This is a genomic window from Psychrosphaera sp. 1_MG-2023, from assembly GCF_030548245.1.
GTDB lineage: Bacteria > Pseudomonadota > Gammaproteobacteria > Enterobacterales > Alteromonadaceae > Psychrosphaera > Psychrosphaera algicola.
Genome location: NZ_JAUORW010000009.1, coordinates 204,957 through 221,181 on the forward strand (window position 1 = coordinate 204,957; position 16,225 = coordinate 221,181).

Genomic DNA, 16,225 nt, shown 5'->3' on the forward strand with positions numbered 1-16,225 from the left:
GTTGGAGGTTTCAAATATCGCCATGGCTGCCTTATAAAGCTTGGGAATAGCGGGCTTTTTGCGATCAGCGACTCTGACCCCACAGGTTTTTGTCCCACTGGTTTTTAGAAAGGATCGTCATTCCAAAATCGCCCCAGCGATATTTGGGATCTCCAGCACGCGACTCCGAAAGTAAAAATAGTTTGGTGCGCTATACATTGATATTACCAGCAATATTCAAGCATTCTTTAGTGCGAACTATGCACTTCCTCTGCACTTGGTTGGAGGTTCCAAATATCGCCGCGGCCGACTTATAAAGCTTGGGAATAGCGGGCTTTTTGCGATCAGCGACTCTGACCCCACAGGTTTCTCTGACCCCACAGGTTTCTTGCGAAAATTTGTGAATAGTGTCAATAATTAGGCTAAATAGTTAAATTCGTCAAAGTTTTGTCGTTTAATACTTGCAACTCTGATCGACCTCGTTACAATTATCTTCATAACGATAGTAAAAATTAGGTTGTATATGTCATCTGAACAAAAGCTCGGTTTGGGCAAGATCATCATTGTTGATGAAAATGAACGCAGAGCATCATTACTCCACGGTATTTTAACTTTTATAGGCGAAACAAGTGTTGTTGTTAGCTATAACGATTTTCAAACCCGATGTACTAATGAAGATGATGTAGACGCCTGCATATTAGGCGCGTTGTCCTCCAGCGATCATGAAGCGTTAGTGCGTTCACAGCCAGGGATCCCGTTTTTACTCATTGGTGAAACCTTAAAGTTTTTATTCGAACTAAAAAATGTTATCGGCGTTTTGTCGGAACCTTTCATTTACCCTGCAGTAACGCAGCAAATTCGAGACTGCCAAGAATACAAACGATTGCTGCCGAAACTAAGATCAAATAGCAGCGGTAATAAGTTTGACGGTTTAATTGGCCAAACTTCAGTATTAAATGAAATTAAATTTTTAATAGGTCAAGTCGCAGAAAAAGAAGCCAACGTACTTATATTAGGGGAATCCGGTACAGGTAAAGAGGTCATCGCACGAAATGTTCACCAGTTATCCTTACGCGCTAAAGGCCCATTTGTGCCTGTTAACTGTGGTGCAATACCCGGTGAATTGTTAGAAAGCGAATTGTTTGGTCACGAAAAAGGCGCGTTTACCGGTGCGATTTCATCTCGTAAAGGGCGCTTTGAATTGGCTCAGGGCGGCACGCTATTTTTAGATGAAATAGGTGACATGCCGCTGCAAATGCAAGTGAAGTTACTTCGAGTCTTGCAAGAACGTACTTACGAGCGAGTCGGGGGCAGTAAGCCAATTCGGGCTGACGTTCGGGTTATCGCGGCAACCCATCGTAATTTAGAAGACATGATTGAAGAAGGGACTTTTCGTGAAGATCTTTATTATCGTCTAAACGTATTTCCTATTGAATCACCTTCATTAAAGCAACGACCAGATGATTTACATTTGCTTATCCAAGAGTTTACAAGCCGATTTGAACGTGAGCATAAAGCTCGGTTTAATTTAACGGACCGCGCGTTAGAGTCACTAAAAGAGCATCCGTGGCCTGGTAATGTTCGTGAATTAGGGAACCTAGTTGAACGTTTGTTAATTATGTTTCCAAATCAAGTGGTTGATGTACATGACTTACCACCTCGATATTGTTATACCGACGAAGCGCCGTTTGTTCCTGAATACCCAGATGAAATTTTAGAGCGTCAGGCACTTAACGACATCTTTGCATTGAACGATGATGAAGATGATGACGGTTCCGAGGATTTTGTTATGTCAGCCACGTCGCTGGCAGATCCAACAACCGTAATGTTGCCACCTGAAGGGTTAGACATTAAAGAGTTTTTATCTGAACTTGAAATAAACTTAATTGAGCAAGCATTACAAACAACTGACTATGTTGTTGCTCGTGCTGCTGAAATCCTAAACTTACGTCGCACAACGCTAGTTGAAAAAATGCGTAAGTACGATTTGAATAAAGACGAATAAGTTAAAGGGTTATTTGGGTCGTAACTTGACTCAAATAACCACTTTTTAGCGCTAAGATCCCACGCCATTTTTTTCCTTTTTAATCAGCGTCAAAATTTTGTTGTTTTAAAGGATCCTCAAAAATCAACACCTAACTCATTGTTATTTATATAAAATAAAGTTGGCACAATAGTTGTTTTAGTTTCTGTGTATTAAATCCATAGAGATAACATTATGTCAGTGAATATTCAGTCAGTATTGCAAAGTGAACGCAGTAAAACAGCCAAGGTTAAATTGGCTTCATTTTCGCCTGCGTTTAGAAGCTTTTCCGAAGATTATAAATCGACATCACCTTCTAAGGATCAATCCGAGATCAGACAAGCTGAACTTCAGAAATTACGTGACCGTAATACTGAGTTAAGTCATTTAGTCGACATTATGCCAAACGGCGTTGTGGTATTAGACGCAAAAGGCATGGTTTCTCAAGCTAATAAAGTGGCGATTAGTTTGCTTGGCGAACCACTTGAGGGTGAAAAATGGCGAACCGTTATTGGACGCTCTTTTAAACCTAGAGAAGATGACGGCCATGAAGTTTCACTCCGTAATGGACGTAGAGTTAAACTTGAAATTACCCCATTAAAATCGGGTCAGTTAATTGTGATGACGGATTTAACAGAAACGAGAATTTTGCAAGAACGGATCAGTCACCTTCAACGGGTTTCTGCACTTGGGCGTATGGTCGCGAGTTTAGCGCACCAGATTAGAACGCCTTTGTCTGCAGCGATGTTATATGCCGCAAATTTAAAAAATAGCCGCATGAAAGTGGATCAACGACTTAATTTTGTCGACAAGTTATCGTCGCGTTTATCCGATTTGGAGAAGCAAGTTAACGACATGTTGATGTTTGCCAAAAGTGGTGAAAACCAAGTTTTAGAGCAAGTTTCATTGCAACAGCTTTTAACGTCGGTGCATCAAAGTTCTGATGCATTGGTGAGCCAAGCAGGTGACCTAACCGTAGAGTTGCCAGAACCAGATATTTGTTTGCTTGCCAATAAAACCAGTCTATCCAGTGCAATCACTAACCTTATCCACAATGCGGTACAGGTCGTCGGGCAAGGTGTACACGTTCATGTTGCAGCGCAACGTGACAAAATAAAACCAAATCGAGTGATCATTTCAGTAGAAGATAATGGTCCAGGTGTTGAGAAAAATTTAATTAAAAAAATATTTGAACCGTTTTACACCACACGTTCTCAGGGAACAGGTCTTGGATTATCGGTTGTAAAAACCGTGGCTCAGGCACACCAAGGGCATGTTGTCGTTGAGAATAAACCAGGTGGCGGTGCAATTTTTAAAATGTATTTACCAATTAAGCTTAATGCTCTTGCACCAATTGACGTGTCTACACAACAGGAGGAAGTCGTATGAGTCAGACTCAAATATTAGTCGTAGAAGACGATTCAGGATTACGAGAAGCGCTAGTTGATACGCTTACCATGGCTGGATACAGCGTTGTTGAAGCTGATTCAGCAGAAGCCGCACTTGTTGTAATGAAACAGCGGGTCATTGACCTTATCGTTTCAGACGTTCAAATGGGTGGCTTAACAGGACTCGACTTATTAAAGTCAGTTAAAAAACTGTATCCACAAACGCCATTTTTATTGATGACTGCTTATGCAACTATCGATCATGCTGTAGAAGCGATGAAGTACGGCGCTATTGACTACATGGCCAAGCCTTTTGCGCCAGAAGTCTTACTCAATATGGTCGGCCGTTATGCGCCAGTGAAACAGGTTGAAAAACACAGTCCTGTTGTTGCAGATATCAAAAGTATTGAATTATTAAAGCTTGCTGCAAAAGTGGCCGTATCTGAAGCCTCAGTGATGATCACAGGGCCAAGTGGTGCAGGTAAAGAAGTTATGGCGCGTTACATTCATGACCAGTCTAATCGCGCCGAGCATGATTTTGTTGCGATTAACTGTGCAGCCATTCCTGACAATATGTTAGAAGCTACATTGTTTGGTTATGAAAAAGGTGCATTTACAGGCGCGATTCAGGCGTGTCCTGGCAAATTTGAACAAGCCCAACACGGTACGATTTTATTAGATGAAATCACCGAAATGGATTTAAACCTTCAGGCAAAACTATTGCGCGTTTTACAAGAACGTGAAGTTGAACGTCTTGGCAGTCGCAAAACAATAAAGCTCGATGTTCGAGTCTTGGCGACATCTAACCGCGATTTAATGGAAGCCGTACGTAATGGCAAGTTCAGAGAAGATTTGTACTATCGATTGAATGTTTTCCCAATACGTTGGTTACGTTTATCTAAACGTAAAGACGACATTATTCCAATTGCTATGCATTTACTAAAACGTTATTGCGTTGATATGGGTAGAGAAATTCCAGAGATCAGCCCAACAGCAAAAATGAAATTGTTAAATCACAGTTGGCCTGGGAATGTGCGAGAACTCGACAATGTTATTCAACGTGCTTTGATCCTTTGTACCGATGCAAATGTAGATAGCGAACACATTTTAGTTGAAGAGTTTGCGGTTGATCATATCGCTGCGGAAATCCAAGCGAGTGAATACGCGGAAGAAACACCAGATTTTAAAATGGAAATTCGTGACCAAGAGAATCGTATTATTTTAGATACTTTGCAAATGTGTCAGGGAAAACGCAAAGATGTTGCTGAAAAACTTGGCATTAGTCCGCGTACGTTACGTTATAAGTTGGCTAAAATGCGCGAGCAGGGCATTGAAGTTCCAGCCTAAAAAATAGACTTACGTTAGCCTTTAGCACATGTTGTTGGTTATTCTGAGCGCTAAAAACAAAACGCGGATAAGATTATCCGCGTTTTTTTATGCTTTTAATTCACTTATTAAAGAAGTGCTACCAAGGCAAGACGTCGCCATTTGAATGCCAAAAGCCACCCGTATTACCAAGAGTTAATTCTTCAATACGTTCAATAAGTCCAGCGGCAGATTCTTCGGCGGTAAGTAAACCACTAAAGTCAACCATACGTGTTTGAACCCAACCTGGATGCAATTGTGCAACAGCAATGCCACGTACTTTTAGATCTTCGGCTAACGACTTACCAATGGCATTAAATGCAGCTTTAGACGCGCGGTAACCGTATCGGCCTCCTGAATCGTTGTCTGCAATCGACCCCATACGACTTGTAATATTGGCAATTTTGCTGCCTTCAATCATATTGTCAATCAAGGCTTCTGTTACCTGCAGCGGCGCTAACGTATTGATTTCAAATTGTTGACGAATGGAATCGTAATCAATTTCACCTAAAGTCTCGTTTTGCAGTAGCCCTGCATTGTTGATTAATAGGTCGATTTGCGTATCGCCTAAAACCTTTTTTACCTGCTGGATATGGTCTGGTTGGGTAATGTCGATGCCACTGATGACCATATCGGCTATTTGCTCAATTTCTTCTGAGTCGCTGCGACAAATGGCAATAATGTCCCAACCTTTCGCTGCTAATTGTTGGCTTAGGGCTAAACCAATGCCGCGATTTGCTCCAGTGATGACTGCTGTACTCATTTTAAAAATCCTAAAATATCGACGTGTTTTTATAGTGGTGGGTAATTATCAATTTTTCAATGTTAGTGGTTTATAAAGTTTAACGTTGTGACTGGCGCTAAAACAGGTAAAATTCGCCCATTAACGTTATCTGGAGAATAAAATGGCAATAAACTGGTTTCCCGGCCACATGCACAAGGCGCGAAAAGAAATCGCTGAGATTATGCCGCAGGTGGACGTGATCATAGAAATTCTGGACGCACGGATCCCTTTTTCTAGTGAAAACCCTTTAGTACCAAAACTCCGCGGCGATACGCCGGTTTTAAAAGTATTAAACAAAAGTGATTTAGCCGATCCCATTCAAACCGCTAGATGGCTTGAACATTTAGAGCAAGAACGTGGCATAACTGCAATAGCGATAACGCAGCATGATCCAAAAGGCATTAAAGATCTACTTAATGTGATCTCTGATATGGTGCCGCATCGCGTAAGCCAAGATAAACAACTTAGAGCCTTGATATGCGGAATTCCAAATGTTGGAAAATCGACAACAATTAATATTTTGGCAGACCGTATTATCGCTAAAACAGGCAATGAGGCGGGGGTTACTAAAGCACAGCAACGTATTCGTTTAGACAACAATATTGTATTGCATGATACTCCAGGGTTTTTGTGGCCTAAATTAGAGCCTCAGGATTGTGGTTATCGCTTAGCGATTACGGGCGGCATTAAAGACACAGTGACTGAAAAAGAAGATATTGCGTACTATCTCATCGAATATTTGATGGAATATTACCCTCAGTTGCTAATGGACCGTTTTCAGTTTGATGAGATGCCACAGCAACCTATTGATGTGATGGATCTTATTGCGAAAAACCGTGCATGTATGCGTAAAGGCGGTATTGCTGATTTGTATAAAGTATCTGAGATAGTTATTAATGAATATCGCGGTGGTGTTTTTGGGCCAATAACCCTTGAAACTGTAGAGCTTGGCTTAGCGGCAAAAGTTATCATGGAAGAGAAAGAAGCTGAGCGCGAAGCTAACAAAGAAAAAGAAGAAGAGCTTAAAAAGAAAAAACGTCGTAGACGTTAAAAGGATCCCTATGAGTCAAATTAGTTTTGTGACCGTTCGTGGTTATCACCTTGATGTTTACCAACACGTAAATAATGCGCGATACCTGGAATTTTTAGAAGATGCGCGTTGGCAGTACCTAGAAGAAACCGGCGATATTGAATATTTTCAAAGTTTAGGTTTAGCGTGGGTCATCGTAAATATTAATATTTCATATCGTACAGGTGCGTATATGGGACAAGTACTTGCGATTGAAACCAAATTATCTAAAGTAGGCAACAAAAGCGCAGTGTTTAATCAGGTGATTACGGTTAAAGGAACTGAAACCGTTGTAGCTGATGCAGATATAACGTTTGTTGTTTTGGACCAAAAAACGGGTAAAGCGATCCCAATTGAAGCTGACTTGCGAGAACGATTTAATCAACATCTAATAGACTAAATTCGAACGATGTCCTCAGAAACTATAACAATAGGCGTCTTTGATTCAGGAATCGGTGGGCTCTCAATTGCGAGTGAAATTAAACGCCTATTACCTGATTCGCCTATTGTTTATTTTGCAGACTCCGCTTACAACCCATATGGTGAGTTGCCTGAATCACAGTTGATTACACGCTGTATTCGTGTTGTTACCACTTTAATTGAAAAGGGCTGTGAGCTCATCGTTGTGGCGTGTAATACCGCGACAGTCAATTGCATCAAAGTACTAAGAGAACGCTTTTCAGTATCTTTTGTTGGTGTTGAGCCAGGCCTTAAACCAGCAGTTGAAGCGGCCACAACGCCTATAATAAGCGTTATGGCGACAGCAAGAACGATAAACAGTAAGCATTATCAAAACGTAAAAACGGGCTTTCAATCGTACTCTACTATTGAAGATATACCTTGCATTGGATTGGCCGACTATGTCGAATCTCTTAATAGCGCTTCAAAATTTGACTCAACTATTTTGGCCCCCTATGTCTCAAAAATTATTGCCCAAAAAACGGCCTATTTGGTACTTGGTTGTACACACTACAGTTTGATCAAAAACGAAATTGTCACCGCGTTAGCTAAGCACCATGCTTCAGTCACAATAATTGATACGTCAGTTGCTGTGGCTAAACAGGTTCGGCGCTTGGTTACTGCCGAGTCTAGTGGTTCAAGTGACTCAATGTTATCTGTTGGCGCTGTAAAAATGGCTAAGGGCATTGATGATACTTTTATTACCAGTGGTGAATTATCTAGGTTTGAACAGCAACTTGGTCATTGGTGGTCGACGCCCGATTTTGTAATAGAACCGTCAATGTGTCAGGGTTATTTGCCATCTGAACATGCGTAATATTAAGCAATAATTTGATTTTATTTTTAAGCTCGTCATTATTGACGACACATCGACAGTATTGAAAATTGAGGGAATTATGGCAGCGGTAAAACTAAACGAACAAGAACTAACAACCGCATTAAAAGAGATTAATGCAACATTATCTGAAGACGCACAATGGCAATTAGTCGACGGAAAATTGTTTAAGCAGTTTGTCTTTAAAAACTTTATTCAGGCATTTGGCTGGATGACTCAAGTCGCCATGCACGCCGAAAAGTTAATTCATCATCCTGAGTGGTCTAACGTTTGGAATAAAGTGGATGTATATCTTGTCACACATGACGCCGGCGGAATTTCTGAGTTAGATTTTAAAATGATTAAACGCATGGAAAAATTGATCTAATTTAAACTGTTTTGAGTTTGATTGTTTCGTAATTAAAAATGAATTACCTTGCCCACTTACATCTTGCTGATCAGACTGACACCTCTTATGTGGGCAGTTTGCTAGGCGACTTTGTCAAAGGAAATGTGGCAACGATGGCGGTACCCACCGACCTTAAAATTGGTATTCAGCTACATAGGCTGGTGGACTCATTTACTGATCAACATCCTATCGTTTTAGATTTGAAGTCAAAGCTACCTGAACATCGGAAGTATGGTGGCATTATATTGGACGTGCTTTTTGATTATTTATTAGCGAAAAATTTTGGCCAATATCATCCCATGGCATTGGAGCAGTTTTCTGCCCACTGCTACGATAATTTACCGGTTGATAATGAGATTATGTCTCCTCGGTTTATTCAAACCATTAGCAACATGAAACAAATGGATTGGTTAACTAGCTATGGTGATATTGATACCATTAAACGAGTATTGATGCGGATCAGCACTCGGTTAACTCGACCTGTCGCGCTAGAAAATGCGGTTGATTGGTTTCGGTCTGAGGGAGCAATAGAGTTTAATAACTTTGATGACTTTTATTGCGACTTGGTTGCTTATGCTCAGCGTGAAGCACATAGATTAGCTGACCGATATTGAATCCAGTGGCCCGACAGAATTTGGCGCTATAGGCGACCCAAGCGATTATTGACGGTATGGCTCGTCACTCAATCCCCATTGATTGTTCGTCCATCATTTTTAAAACTCATGCCCTCCATTTAAGTTCAGATCCACTGTGATAAAAGTAAGGTGTAATGCCACCTATCCTTAAAACACTCATTTCATTTTTTCTTATTGACCCTAAAATTTACGTAACACTATATAAAATCTCATGAAATTAACCGTTGTTAAATGAGGTTGATGTCGGCAGAATGTTGTACTTAAATAAACATGCTAGGTCTGACAAAGGAATTAAATTATGGACGTCAAACATATCAGTTTTTTAGTGGTTGGCTTAATTGTAGGGAGTTTGGCGACATTCTCTTACGTTGAACAAAGGACAGAGACCACGACAGCGCACGACCAACAACAATCCGATACATCTGATTTTAATCAAGTAGAAACCACTGAGGCTGACAGATACCGTGGCATAGTGGCGTTGCAAGATAATCGAACGTCTGAAGATATTGACCAAGTGTTGCAATTAGAAGAGCAAATTAAATTACTGCAACAAGAGTTGGAATCAGTACGACTTGAGAACGACGACCTAAAACAAAGCTCCATGATATTAGCCGAAGAAGTTGATCACGGCGGAAAGCAATTGGGTGACGTTGCGGTTAGAATTTCAGAACTTGAAAGTGAAAACAGACGATTACAGCGAGAGCTTGGGCAATTTGCAGAAAGCGACATCACAAATGAGCAAATGACGGCTTTGGTCGAAGAGCCGTTTTCTAATTTTTTGCTCGGCTTTAGAGGCAAACAACGTGATGAAGTGTATGATTTTTTTAACCAGCCGGAAGATCATGAATGGGGTTATGACACTGAGCTATTAATACGTGACTTTTTTGCTAATCACGAATTTCAAAGCAGTGTGCAGCTTGTCGGCGTCACCTGTAAAATTGATAAATGTGAATTTAGAGTTATAGAGCCGGAGCCGGAAATAGGGCATTTTAATATTTTGTTTCAAGAGATGCGTCGTCAAACGTGGTGGGAATTTTCTTCTACTTATTCGACATCTGGAAATTTAGATCAAGGGCTTAAGATCTTATTTTATGTATCTAAGTAAAGAGAAATTTTTTCGGCTAGATTAGTCACGTATTCTATTTCTTCAAGTACAAGTGGTTTGTGTCGGTACGCAGTTGAGCTAAAGTTTAATGTGCCCCAAATTACACCGTCTTTGTAAATTGGACAGCCAATATAGCTGAGCAATTGCACCAATTTATAGGCGGGGTGTAAGGTCCGATGCTGGTTTTTTTCCACACTGTTATAAGTAACGATTTGTTTTGCGGAGATGACTTTCTGGCAATAGGTATCTTCTAAATTAAAGATATCACCCTTGTTGATGGATATATGATCAGATTGGCAGACTTCAATATAATAATTTCTGTCCAATACTTTTGAAATAATCGCAGTTTCAAAGCCTAACTTCATCCGCAGAGCAACAATCTCATTTAAAAATTCATGCATATGACTCGACCAATTGGTAATGATTTTTAGGGTAAAAATAAGTGCACTGATAAAGGATCCGTCAGTGCTTACACAAAAGGTTAGGCTAAATTAGGCGTTTTGCGCACATGTATGTTCAAGTTTATTTAATTTAAACATGTGAGCAGGTATCGGCGACGTCAAATACTCAAATTTATGATAGCTTACGGGGCACATTAAAAAATGTTTCACATCTCATGATAGTTAAAATAATTGCCACATTATGGTTTGTTTTGAGTTTGCCTACTTATGCTGCTACGTTAAACGTGGCTGTTGCGACTAATTTTTATCATGTTATGTCTGAGTTAAAAACCGAATTTGAAAAGAATCACCCCCATAAATTGCAAATATCCAGCGGTTCTTCTGGCATTATTTTTAGTCAAATCAGCAATGGAGCGCCGTACGACGTGTTTTTATCAGCAGACTCAGAACGCCCGCGTAAACTTATCGCTGATAACCTCGCTTATAAAAACAGTTTAAAAACCTATGCCGTTGGTGAATTAATTTGGTGGCAACCAAACACAAAACACATGACGCTTGATACTCTTAAAAACTATAATACTAAGCTCGCAATCGCTAACCCACGATTGGCGCCTTACGGGCAAGCGGCCATAGCGGTATTAAAGCAACTAAACCTCAAAAAACCGGTGCAGTTGGTGAAGGGGATGAACGTTGGGCAGGCTTTTCAATATGTCGATAGTGGTAACGTGCAGGCTGGATTGGTGGCTAAATCATCAGTCGTCAATGGGTATAATCGGTTTGCTGACCCTAAGTATTTAAATTACATTACGCTCCGCGCGGACTGGTATCCAGAGATTGAGCAACAGTTAGTCATTTTAAAACGTACCGCTGATGTGCAACTCGCGCAAACCTTTGTCACATTTATGTTGTCCACCGACACCCAAAAAAGATTACGAGAGTTAGGATACAAGACAAAAATCAATGAATGAATTAGCTGACCTAACCGCACTTTGGTTAACGATAAAATTGGCGCTATTAACCACAGTATTATTGCTGATATTTGGGTTACCTGCAGCATGGGCGTTGTCACGTTATAAGGGACGTTTAAAACCAATATTTGAAGCGGTTATTGCACTTCCTTTAGTATTGCCGCCGACCGTTTTGGGTTTCTATTTTCTCTTGGCGTTTGCGCCCCAAAGCTTCCTGGGACAATTGTGGTTTGATCTTACTGGAAGTTATCTTGCATTTAGCTTTACCGGGATCTTATTTGGGTCTGTTATTTATTCATTGCCTTTTGTATTGCAACCGCTATTAACTGGGTTTTCACAAATTAATCATGATCTTATCGATACCGCGAAATCTTTAGGCGTGAACGGTGTAAAGCGGTTTTTGTTTCTTGTTTTACCGCTTATAAGGCCTGCTATTTTGTCGGCAATGACCTTAGGTTTTGCCCACACATTGGGTGAATTTGGACTGGTCTTAATGATAGGTGGCAATATTCCTGGAGAAACCCAAGTATTGTCTATCGCGTTGTATGACCATGTTGAGACTTTAAATTATGCGGCCGCGAATCAGTTGGCGTTTATTTTGGTGGCGTTTTCGTTTACAAGTTTAGTGCTGCTTTACAAATTTAATCGCGGCTTTGGCCCGTTTAAAGGTGCGGGCCAATGAATTTTGAAATAACATCGAGTCACTTTAAATTTCGCGCCCATCAAAATGGACTTTCATTAAAGGGTCAGTTACCAGTCGAAACAGATATTGTGGGCATATTTGGTTCTTCAGGAAGTGGCAAATCGACGTTATTAAAAGCTGTTGCAGGTATACACTCCGCGTCTTTTGAAACACTGAATATCGATTATAACCAACAGCTGTGGCAAGACGTAAATGCGGTTGATCGCCCCTTTGTTATCGTGTCGGATAAAACGCATTTGTTTCCACATTTAGACGTTAAACAAAACCTTGATTTTGTGGTTAAACACGGGAAAAAAACGTCAAACATTCCATATACACTAGATGATGTGATCCATTGGTGCGGCATAAAACACCTATTGCAGCGAGCGATTAACGCGTTATCGTCGGGAGAAAAACAACGTATCATATTTGCCCGAGCGTTAATGTCGGGAAAACCTGTGATGTTGCTCGATGAAGCATTTTCGGCGATAGATTGGCATAGTCGGGATCAATTTGCCTCGTTACTTAGAAAATTGAAACGTGACTACAAAATGCAGTTTGTTATGGTGAGTCATTCGTTAAAAGAACTGGCCATGTGCTGTGATCATATTGTCTGGATTGAACAGGGTGAAGTGGTCAGCCAAGGCCCGAGTAAAAAGCTAGTCACGCAAATTTCATCGACAAATAATCAGCCTACATTAAGCCAACTTAGTGTAAAATTTGATGCAAGGTTAGCGCAATACCAATTAACACGCTGGCAAGTTGAAGGTACCGAAAAGTTACTTTTGTTTAGTCATATTTCTGATAGCGATGATGAACTTGAATACCTCGTTATCGATGGCTCAAAAGTGGTTATTAATAAAGAAAGTAGCCAGTCTTCAAGTATGGTGAATCAACTTCCGGCAACAATACAAAGTGTCGAACAAAAGCAAAATTACGTTTTAATAACACTAACCGTCAATGGGCAAACAATCTTGGCCGAAATTTCGGCAATGTCGCAGGAACGTATGGCGTTAGATGCAGGACAAACGGTTTATGCTCAGTTTAAAGTTGTTTGATTTTTATAAATATTTTTAAGTAGGATTGGTCATGACCGATATTTTATTTTTTGCCCAATTACGGGAGCAACTTGGTTGTGAACAAGTTCAAGTCGAGCTGAAAGAAGCGACAGCGGTCGCAGACTTAATTGGCATACTAGTGACGCAATATCCTCAATGGCAACGTTATCTCACCAATAATAAATTGTTAGTGGCTGTAAACCAGACCATGGTCGATAAAAACCATACGATACATCCGAATGATGAAGTCGCGTTATTTCCGCCGGTCACAGGGGGCTAATATGTTAAATAGCATTAGGGTATTAGTTCAAAATGATGACTTTGACTTAGGTAGTGAATACCAAAAGTTACTGGCAAACGACACAGAAAACGGTGCGGTTGTTACATTTACTGGCTTGGTTCGAGATTATAATCAAGGGCATCAAGTATTGGGGTTAACCCTAGAACATTATCCTGGAATGACGGAAAAAGCGCTTGAGACAATCGCGTTGGAAGCGAAACAAAAATGGCCACTAGGGAGAATAACAATTATTCATCGCGTGGGTTCATTAGGTTTGAGCGAACAGATTGTATTTGTGGGCGTTACAAGTAAACACCGTGAAGCCGCGTTTAGTGCTTCACAATTTATAATGGATTACCTCAAGAACGACGCGCCATTTTGGAAAAAAGAGCAAACAACAGAAGGCGAACGTTGGGTTGAATTTAATGATAAAGACAAAGATGCATTATCACGCTGGTAGAATTCGCTTTATGAGCCACAAAATGGTGGCACCTGCATCGCTGAGTTCGCTTAATTAGTCTAAAGTGACAGACTCATTATTGGGCACTTTTGGCATCCTCTAATATTTTAATTTCATCGGCAATTTTTTCAGCTTCAGCGGTAATCATTGAGTATGCTCTGATATTCCCGTTTCGTTGCGCCAACATCGCTTGCTCTAGTTTTGTTTCATAAGTTTTATTTAACTTTTTAATTGGATCTTTTTTAAATATTGAGAACATTTAGGTCACTTTTTCTGTTAGGTCGTTATCTATATACGCGAAGTGTTAAGTTTTGGTTTAGTTTTTAGTAAATTTAGCTGTGTTTTATGTATTTAGCTTATATTTAACCTATTTAGATTAGTACCGAGGTCGTTCATTGTTTTGACCATAAGAGTGTTAATAAGCTAAATTTAGCAATTTAGTTGCTCCCTGCATTGTCTCATAAGTCGCTCTACTTTTTACATTCAAGTGATTGTCGGCTTTGTCTCGTTGCTCGCTTTATCGTCCATTATAATTGCCGAATACATGATATTTAGTGGCTGCAGTTTAAATAAATTTGGTGGTTTTATTCTAGGTGTACATATCGAGTGAGGTTTTTTTGATTAGTTTAGGTATAATGCGGCCATTCTTCGCAAATAAATTATCATAATGACGACTTTCGCAAAACTGGGCATTAACACAACGCTTCAATCTAATATCAAGCGTTTGGGCTATAAAAAGCCAACTTATATACAAGAAAAATCAATTGGTGCAGTACTTTCTGGCACCGATACTTACGCTATTGCCCCGACAGGAACCGGTAAAACTGCGGCTTATTTACTGCCTATATTGCAAGAGCTAAGTCAGACTGATCACAGTGAAGACCAAGTTAGACCTATCCGTGCGTTATTCTTAGTACCTACCCGAGAACTGGCGCAACAAGTTGAAGAGTCAATTGGTCAATATGGTAAAGGTTTAAAATTGCGTACCATCAGTATATTTGGTGGGGTGCGTATTCAATCACAAGTCAATCGCTTTAAACGTGGAACGGACATTATTGTTGCTACTCCAAAGCGACTGATTGACTTAATGAAGATAAAAGCTATTTCATTAAATGACATTCAATTTTTTGTTATGGACGAAGCTGACAGATTGGTCAGCATGGGTATTTATCACGAGCTGAAAAATATTTTAGCGGCGATGCCGAAAAAAGCACAAAAGGTTCTGTTTTCTGCAACGGATTCAAAAACCTTAAACAAGTTTAATCAAGAACATTTAAACAGAGTTAAAATTGTTAAAGGCGGCAGTATACAACCAGCTTTAGATAAAATTTTACATACAATGTACCGTTGTTATGGTGACGATAAAAACAAACATTTATTTGGTTTGTTAAATATGATCAACTGTGACCGAGTATTAATTTTTGCTCGTACTAAATTTGACGTTAATTTTTTAACCAAGATTTTAAATGACGAAGGATTTGTTACAACAGGTATCCATAATGAAATCTCGCAAAAACAAAGACAGCAACGACTAGCTGGCTTTAAAGATGGCGAATTTAAATGTCTAGTTGCTACTGACATTGTTTCCCGTGGTATTGATATTAGCGGTTTGTATTATGTGATTAACTACGATTTACCAGTTAACAATAATGATTATATACACCGAGCTGGTAGAACCGCACGGACAAAAACCAATAAACTTGAAACCAAAAAGGTGATCGCTGATAAAATTGAGAAACAAGCATTGTCTCGAGAAGTGATTGCTAAAAATCAGACGGTCTTCAATCCCGCTGTCGATATGGAAACAACAGTTAAAGTAACTGATATTCAAGGACACATATTCTCCCTTGTGAGTTCATCACAGGAGCGATTAGTGCCATTAATTTCAAAGGCGGTTGGTAAAGATATTAAATTAGAACGTCCGCCTTGGAGAATTGAGCGATAATACAGCGGAAGCTGAGTTTGCTGATTTTCTGGGCCTAAAATATTTAGGCGAACTATGCACTTCCTCTGCACTTGGTTGGAGGTTCTGAATATCGCTTAGGCTCTTTTGGGATGACGTTTTTTATTCTGATTACTGTATGCCAATTAAAAGTGGATTATGAACTTCCTCTGCATTTGGTTGGAGGTCCCTAATATCGCTTAGGCTCGACTTATAAAGCTTAGGATTAGCGGGCATTTTGCGATCAGCGACTCTGACCCCACAGGTTTTTAGAACAGATCGTCATTCCAAAGTCGCCCCAGCGATATTTGGAATCTCCAACAAACGACTCCGAAAGTAAAAATATTTTGGTGCGCTATACATTGGTGTTACTAGCAACATTCAAGCATTCTTTAGTGCGAATT

General features: G+C 40.0%; 18 protein-coding genes. 15 read left to right on the top strand and 3 right to left on the bottom strand.

Annotated features, from left to right (window positions below):
- The first annotated feature begins 502 nt into the window (after positions 1 to 502).
- The 3 genes from Q4575_RS10705 (at position 503) to Q4575_RS10715 (ending at position 4,737) form a co-directional block, all read left to right on the top strand.
- A complete protein-coding gene (locus Q4575_RS10705) occupies positions 503 to 1,984 on the top strand; it encodes a sigma-54 dependent transcriptional regulator (protein ID WP_215963645.1) in 1,482 nt (493 codons plus the stop codon).
- A 213-nt stretch (positions 1,985 to 2,197) separates the two neighbouring features.
- Positions 2,198 to 3,391 carry a PAS domain-containing sensor histidine kinase gene (locus tag Q4575_RS10710; protein WP_303522938.1) on the top strand — a complete coding sequence of 398 codons (1,194 nt, stop codon included), beginning with the start codon at positions 2,198 to 2,200 and terminating at the stop codon, positions 3,389 to 3,391.
- Positions 3,388 to 4,737, top strand: a complete 1,350-nt coding sequence (locus tag Q4575_RS10715) for a sigma-54 dependent transcriptional regulator (RefSeq protein WP_303522940.1) — start codon at positions 3,388 to 3,390, stop codon at positions 4,735 to 4,737. The genes Q4575_RS10710 and Q4575_RS10715 overlap by 4 nt, the downstream gene beginning before the upstream one ends.
- Positions 4,738 to 4,855: 118 nt before the next feature.
- Here Q4575_RS10715 and Q4575_RS10720 read toward each other — a convergent pair whose 3' ends face one another.
- The gene (locus tag Q4575_RS10720) at positions 4,856 to 5,518 is read right to left on the bottom strand and encodes an SDR family oxidoreductase (RefSeq protein WP_272180108.1); all 663 of its coding nucleotides are present in this window, start codon (positions 5,516 to 5,518) and stop codon (positions 4,856 to 4,858) included.
- A gap of 142 nt (positions 5,519 to 5,660) precedes the next feature.
- Here Q4575_RS10720 and ylqF point away from each other — a divergent pair, with 142 nt between their 5' ends.
- From ylqF to Q4575_RS10750, 6 genes are all read left to right on the top strand, one after another.
- Positions 5,661 to 6,590 (top strand): ribosome biogenesis GTPase YlqF, encoded by a 930-nt coding sequence (ylqF, locus tag Q4575_RS10725; protein ID WP_215963641.1) that lies wholly within the window; start codon positions 5,661 to 5,663, stop codon positions 6,588 to 6,590.
- Positions 6,591 to 6,600: 10 nt separating this feature from the next.
- Positions 6,601 to 7,008 carry an acyl-CoA thioesterase gene (locus Q4575_RS10730; RefSeq protein ID WP_368393107.1) on the top strand — a complete coding sequence of 136 codons (408 nt, stop codon included), beginning with the start codon at positions 6,601 to 6,603 and terminating at the stop codon, positions 7,006 to 7,008.
- A 9-nt stretch (positions 7,009 to 7,017) separates the two neighbouring features.
- The gene (murI, locus tag Q4575_RS10735) at positions 7,018 to 7,884 is read left to right on the top strand and encodes a glutamate racemase (protein ID WP_303522943.1); all 867 of its coding nucleotides are present in this window, start codon (positions 7,018 to 7,020) and stop codon (positions 7,882 to 7,884) included.
- 79 nt (positions 7,885 to 7,963) lie between these two features.
- Positions 7,964 to 8,269, top strand: coding sequence for a 4a-hydroxytetrahydrobiopterin dehydratase (locus Q4575_RS10740; RefSeq protein ID WP_272180104.1), 306 nt, complete (start codon positions 7,964 to 7,966; stop codon positions 8,267 to 8,269).
- A gap of 38 nt (positions 8,270 to 8,307) precedes the next feature.
- Positions 8,308 to 8,904, top strand: a complete 597-nt coding sequence (locus Q4575_RS10745) for an ACP phosphodiesterase (protein ID WP_215963637.1) — start codon at positions 8,308 to 8,310, stop codon at positions 8,902 to 8,904.
- A gap of 319 nt (positions 8,905 to 9,223) precedes the next feature.
- The gene (locus tag Q4575_RS10750) at positions 9,224 to 10,030 is read left to right on the top strand and encodes a hypothetical protein (RefSeq protein ID WP_303522947.1); all 807 of its coding nucleotides are present in this window, start codon (positions 9,224 to 9,226) and stop codon (positions 10,028 to 10,030) included.
- On the opposite strand, the gene Q4575_RS10755 is transcribed toward Q4575_RS10750, so the two are convergent.
- The gene (locus Q4575_RS10755; protein WP_215963635.1) at positions 10,015 to 10,431 is read right to left on the bottom strand and encodes a GAF domain-containing protein; all 417 of its coding nucleotides are present in this window, start codon (positions 10,429 to 10,431) and stop codon (positions 10,015 to 10,017) included. The genes Q4575_RS10750 and Q4575_RS10755 overlap by 16 nt on opposite strands.
- A 215-nt stretch (positions 10,432 to 10,646) precedes the next feature.
- Between Q4575_RS10755 and modA the strand changes: the two genes are divergently transcribed.
- Genes modA through moaE form a run of 5 tightly spaced genes read left to right on the top strand, consistent with a single transcriptional unit; the run spans position 10,647 to position 13,879 of the window.
- The gene (gene modA / locus Q4575_RS10760; RefSeq protein WP_303522950.1) at positions 10,647 to 11,399 is read left to right on the top strand and encodes a molybdate ABC transporter substrate-binding protein; all 753 of its coding nucleotides are present in this window, start codon (positions 10,647 to 10,649) and stop codon (positions 11,397 to 11,399) included.
- Positions 11,392 to 12,081: a molybdate ABC transporter permease subunit gene (gene modB / locus Q4575_RS10765; protein ID WP_215963633.1), complete on the top strand. Its 690-nt coding sequence runs from the start codon at positions 11,392 to 11,394 to the stop codon at positions 12,079 to 12,081. Before modA ends, modB begins: the two co-directional genes overlap by 8 nt.
- Positions 12,078 to 13,139, top strand: a complete 1,062-nt coding sequence (locus Q4575_RS10770) for an ATP-binding cassette domain-containing protein (RefSeq protein ID WP_303522953.1) — start codon at positions 12,078 to 12,080, stop codon at positions 13,137 to 13,139. Before modB ends, Q4575_RS10770 begins: the two co-directional genes overlap by 4 nt.
- A 31-nt stretch (positions 13,140 to 13,170) precedes the next feature.
- Positions 13,171 to 13,419, top strand: a complete 249-nt coding sequence (gene moaD, locus Q4575_RS10775) for a molybdopterin converting factor subunit 1 (RefSeq protein WP_215963631.1) — start codon at positions 13,171 to 13,173, stop codon at positions 13,417 to 13,419.
- A 1-nt stretch (position 13,420) separates the two neighbouring features.
- Positions 13,421 to 13,879 carry a molybdopterin synthase catalytic subunit MoaE gene (gene moaE / locus Q4575_RS10780; RefSeq protein WP_215963630.1) on the top strand — a complete coding sequence of 153 codons (459 nt, stop codon included), beginning with the start codon at positions 13,421 to 13,423 and terminating at the stop codon, positions 13,877 to 13,879.
- 76 nt (positions 13,880 to 13,955) lie between these two features.
- Here moaE and Q4575_RS10785 read toward each other — a convergent pair whose 3' ends face one another.
- The gene (locus Q4575_RS10785) at positions 13,956 to 14,138 is read right to left on the bottom strand and encodes a DUF6435 family protein (protein WP_303522956.1); all 183 of its coding nucleotides are present in this window, start codon (positions 14,136 to 14,138) and stop codon (positions 13,956 to 13,958) included.
- A 408-nt stretch (positions 14,139 to 14,546) separates the two neighbouring features.
- Here Q4575_RS10785 and Q4575_RS10790 point away from each other — a divergent pair, with 408 nt between their 5' ends.
- Positions 14,547 to 15,824: a DEAD/DEAH box helicase gene (locus Q4575_RS10790; protein ID WP_215963628.1), complete on the top strand. Its 1,278-nt coding sequence runs from the start codon at positions 14,547 to 14,549 to the stop codon at positions 15,822 to 15,824.
- The last annotated feature ends 401 nt before the right edge of the window (positions 15,825 to 16,225 follow it).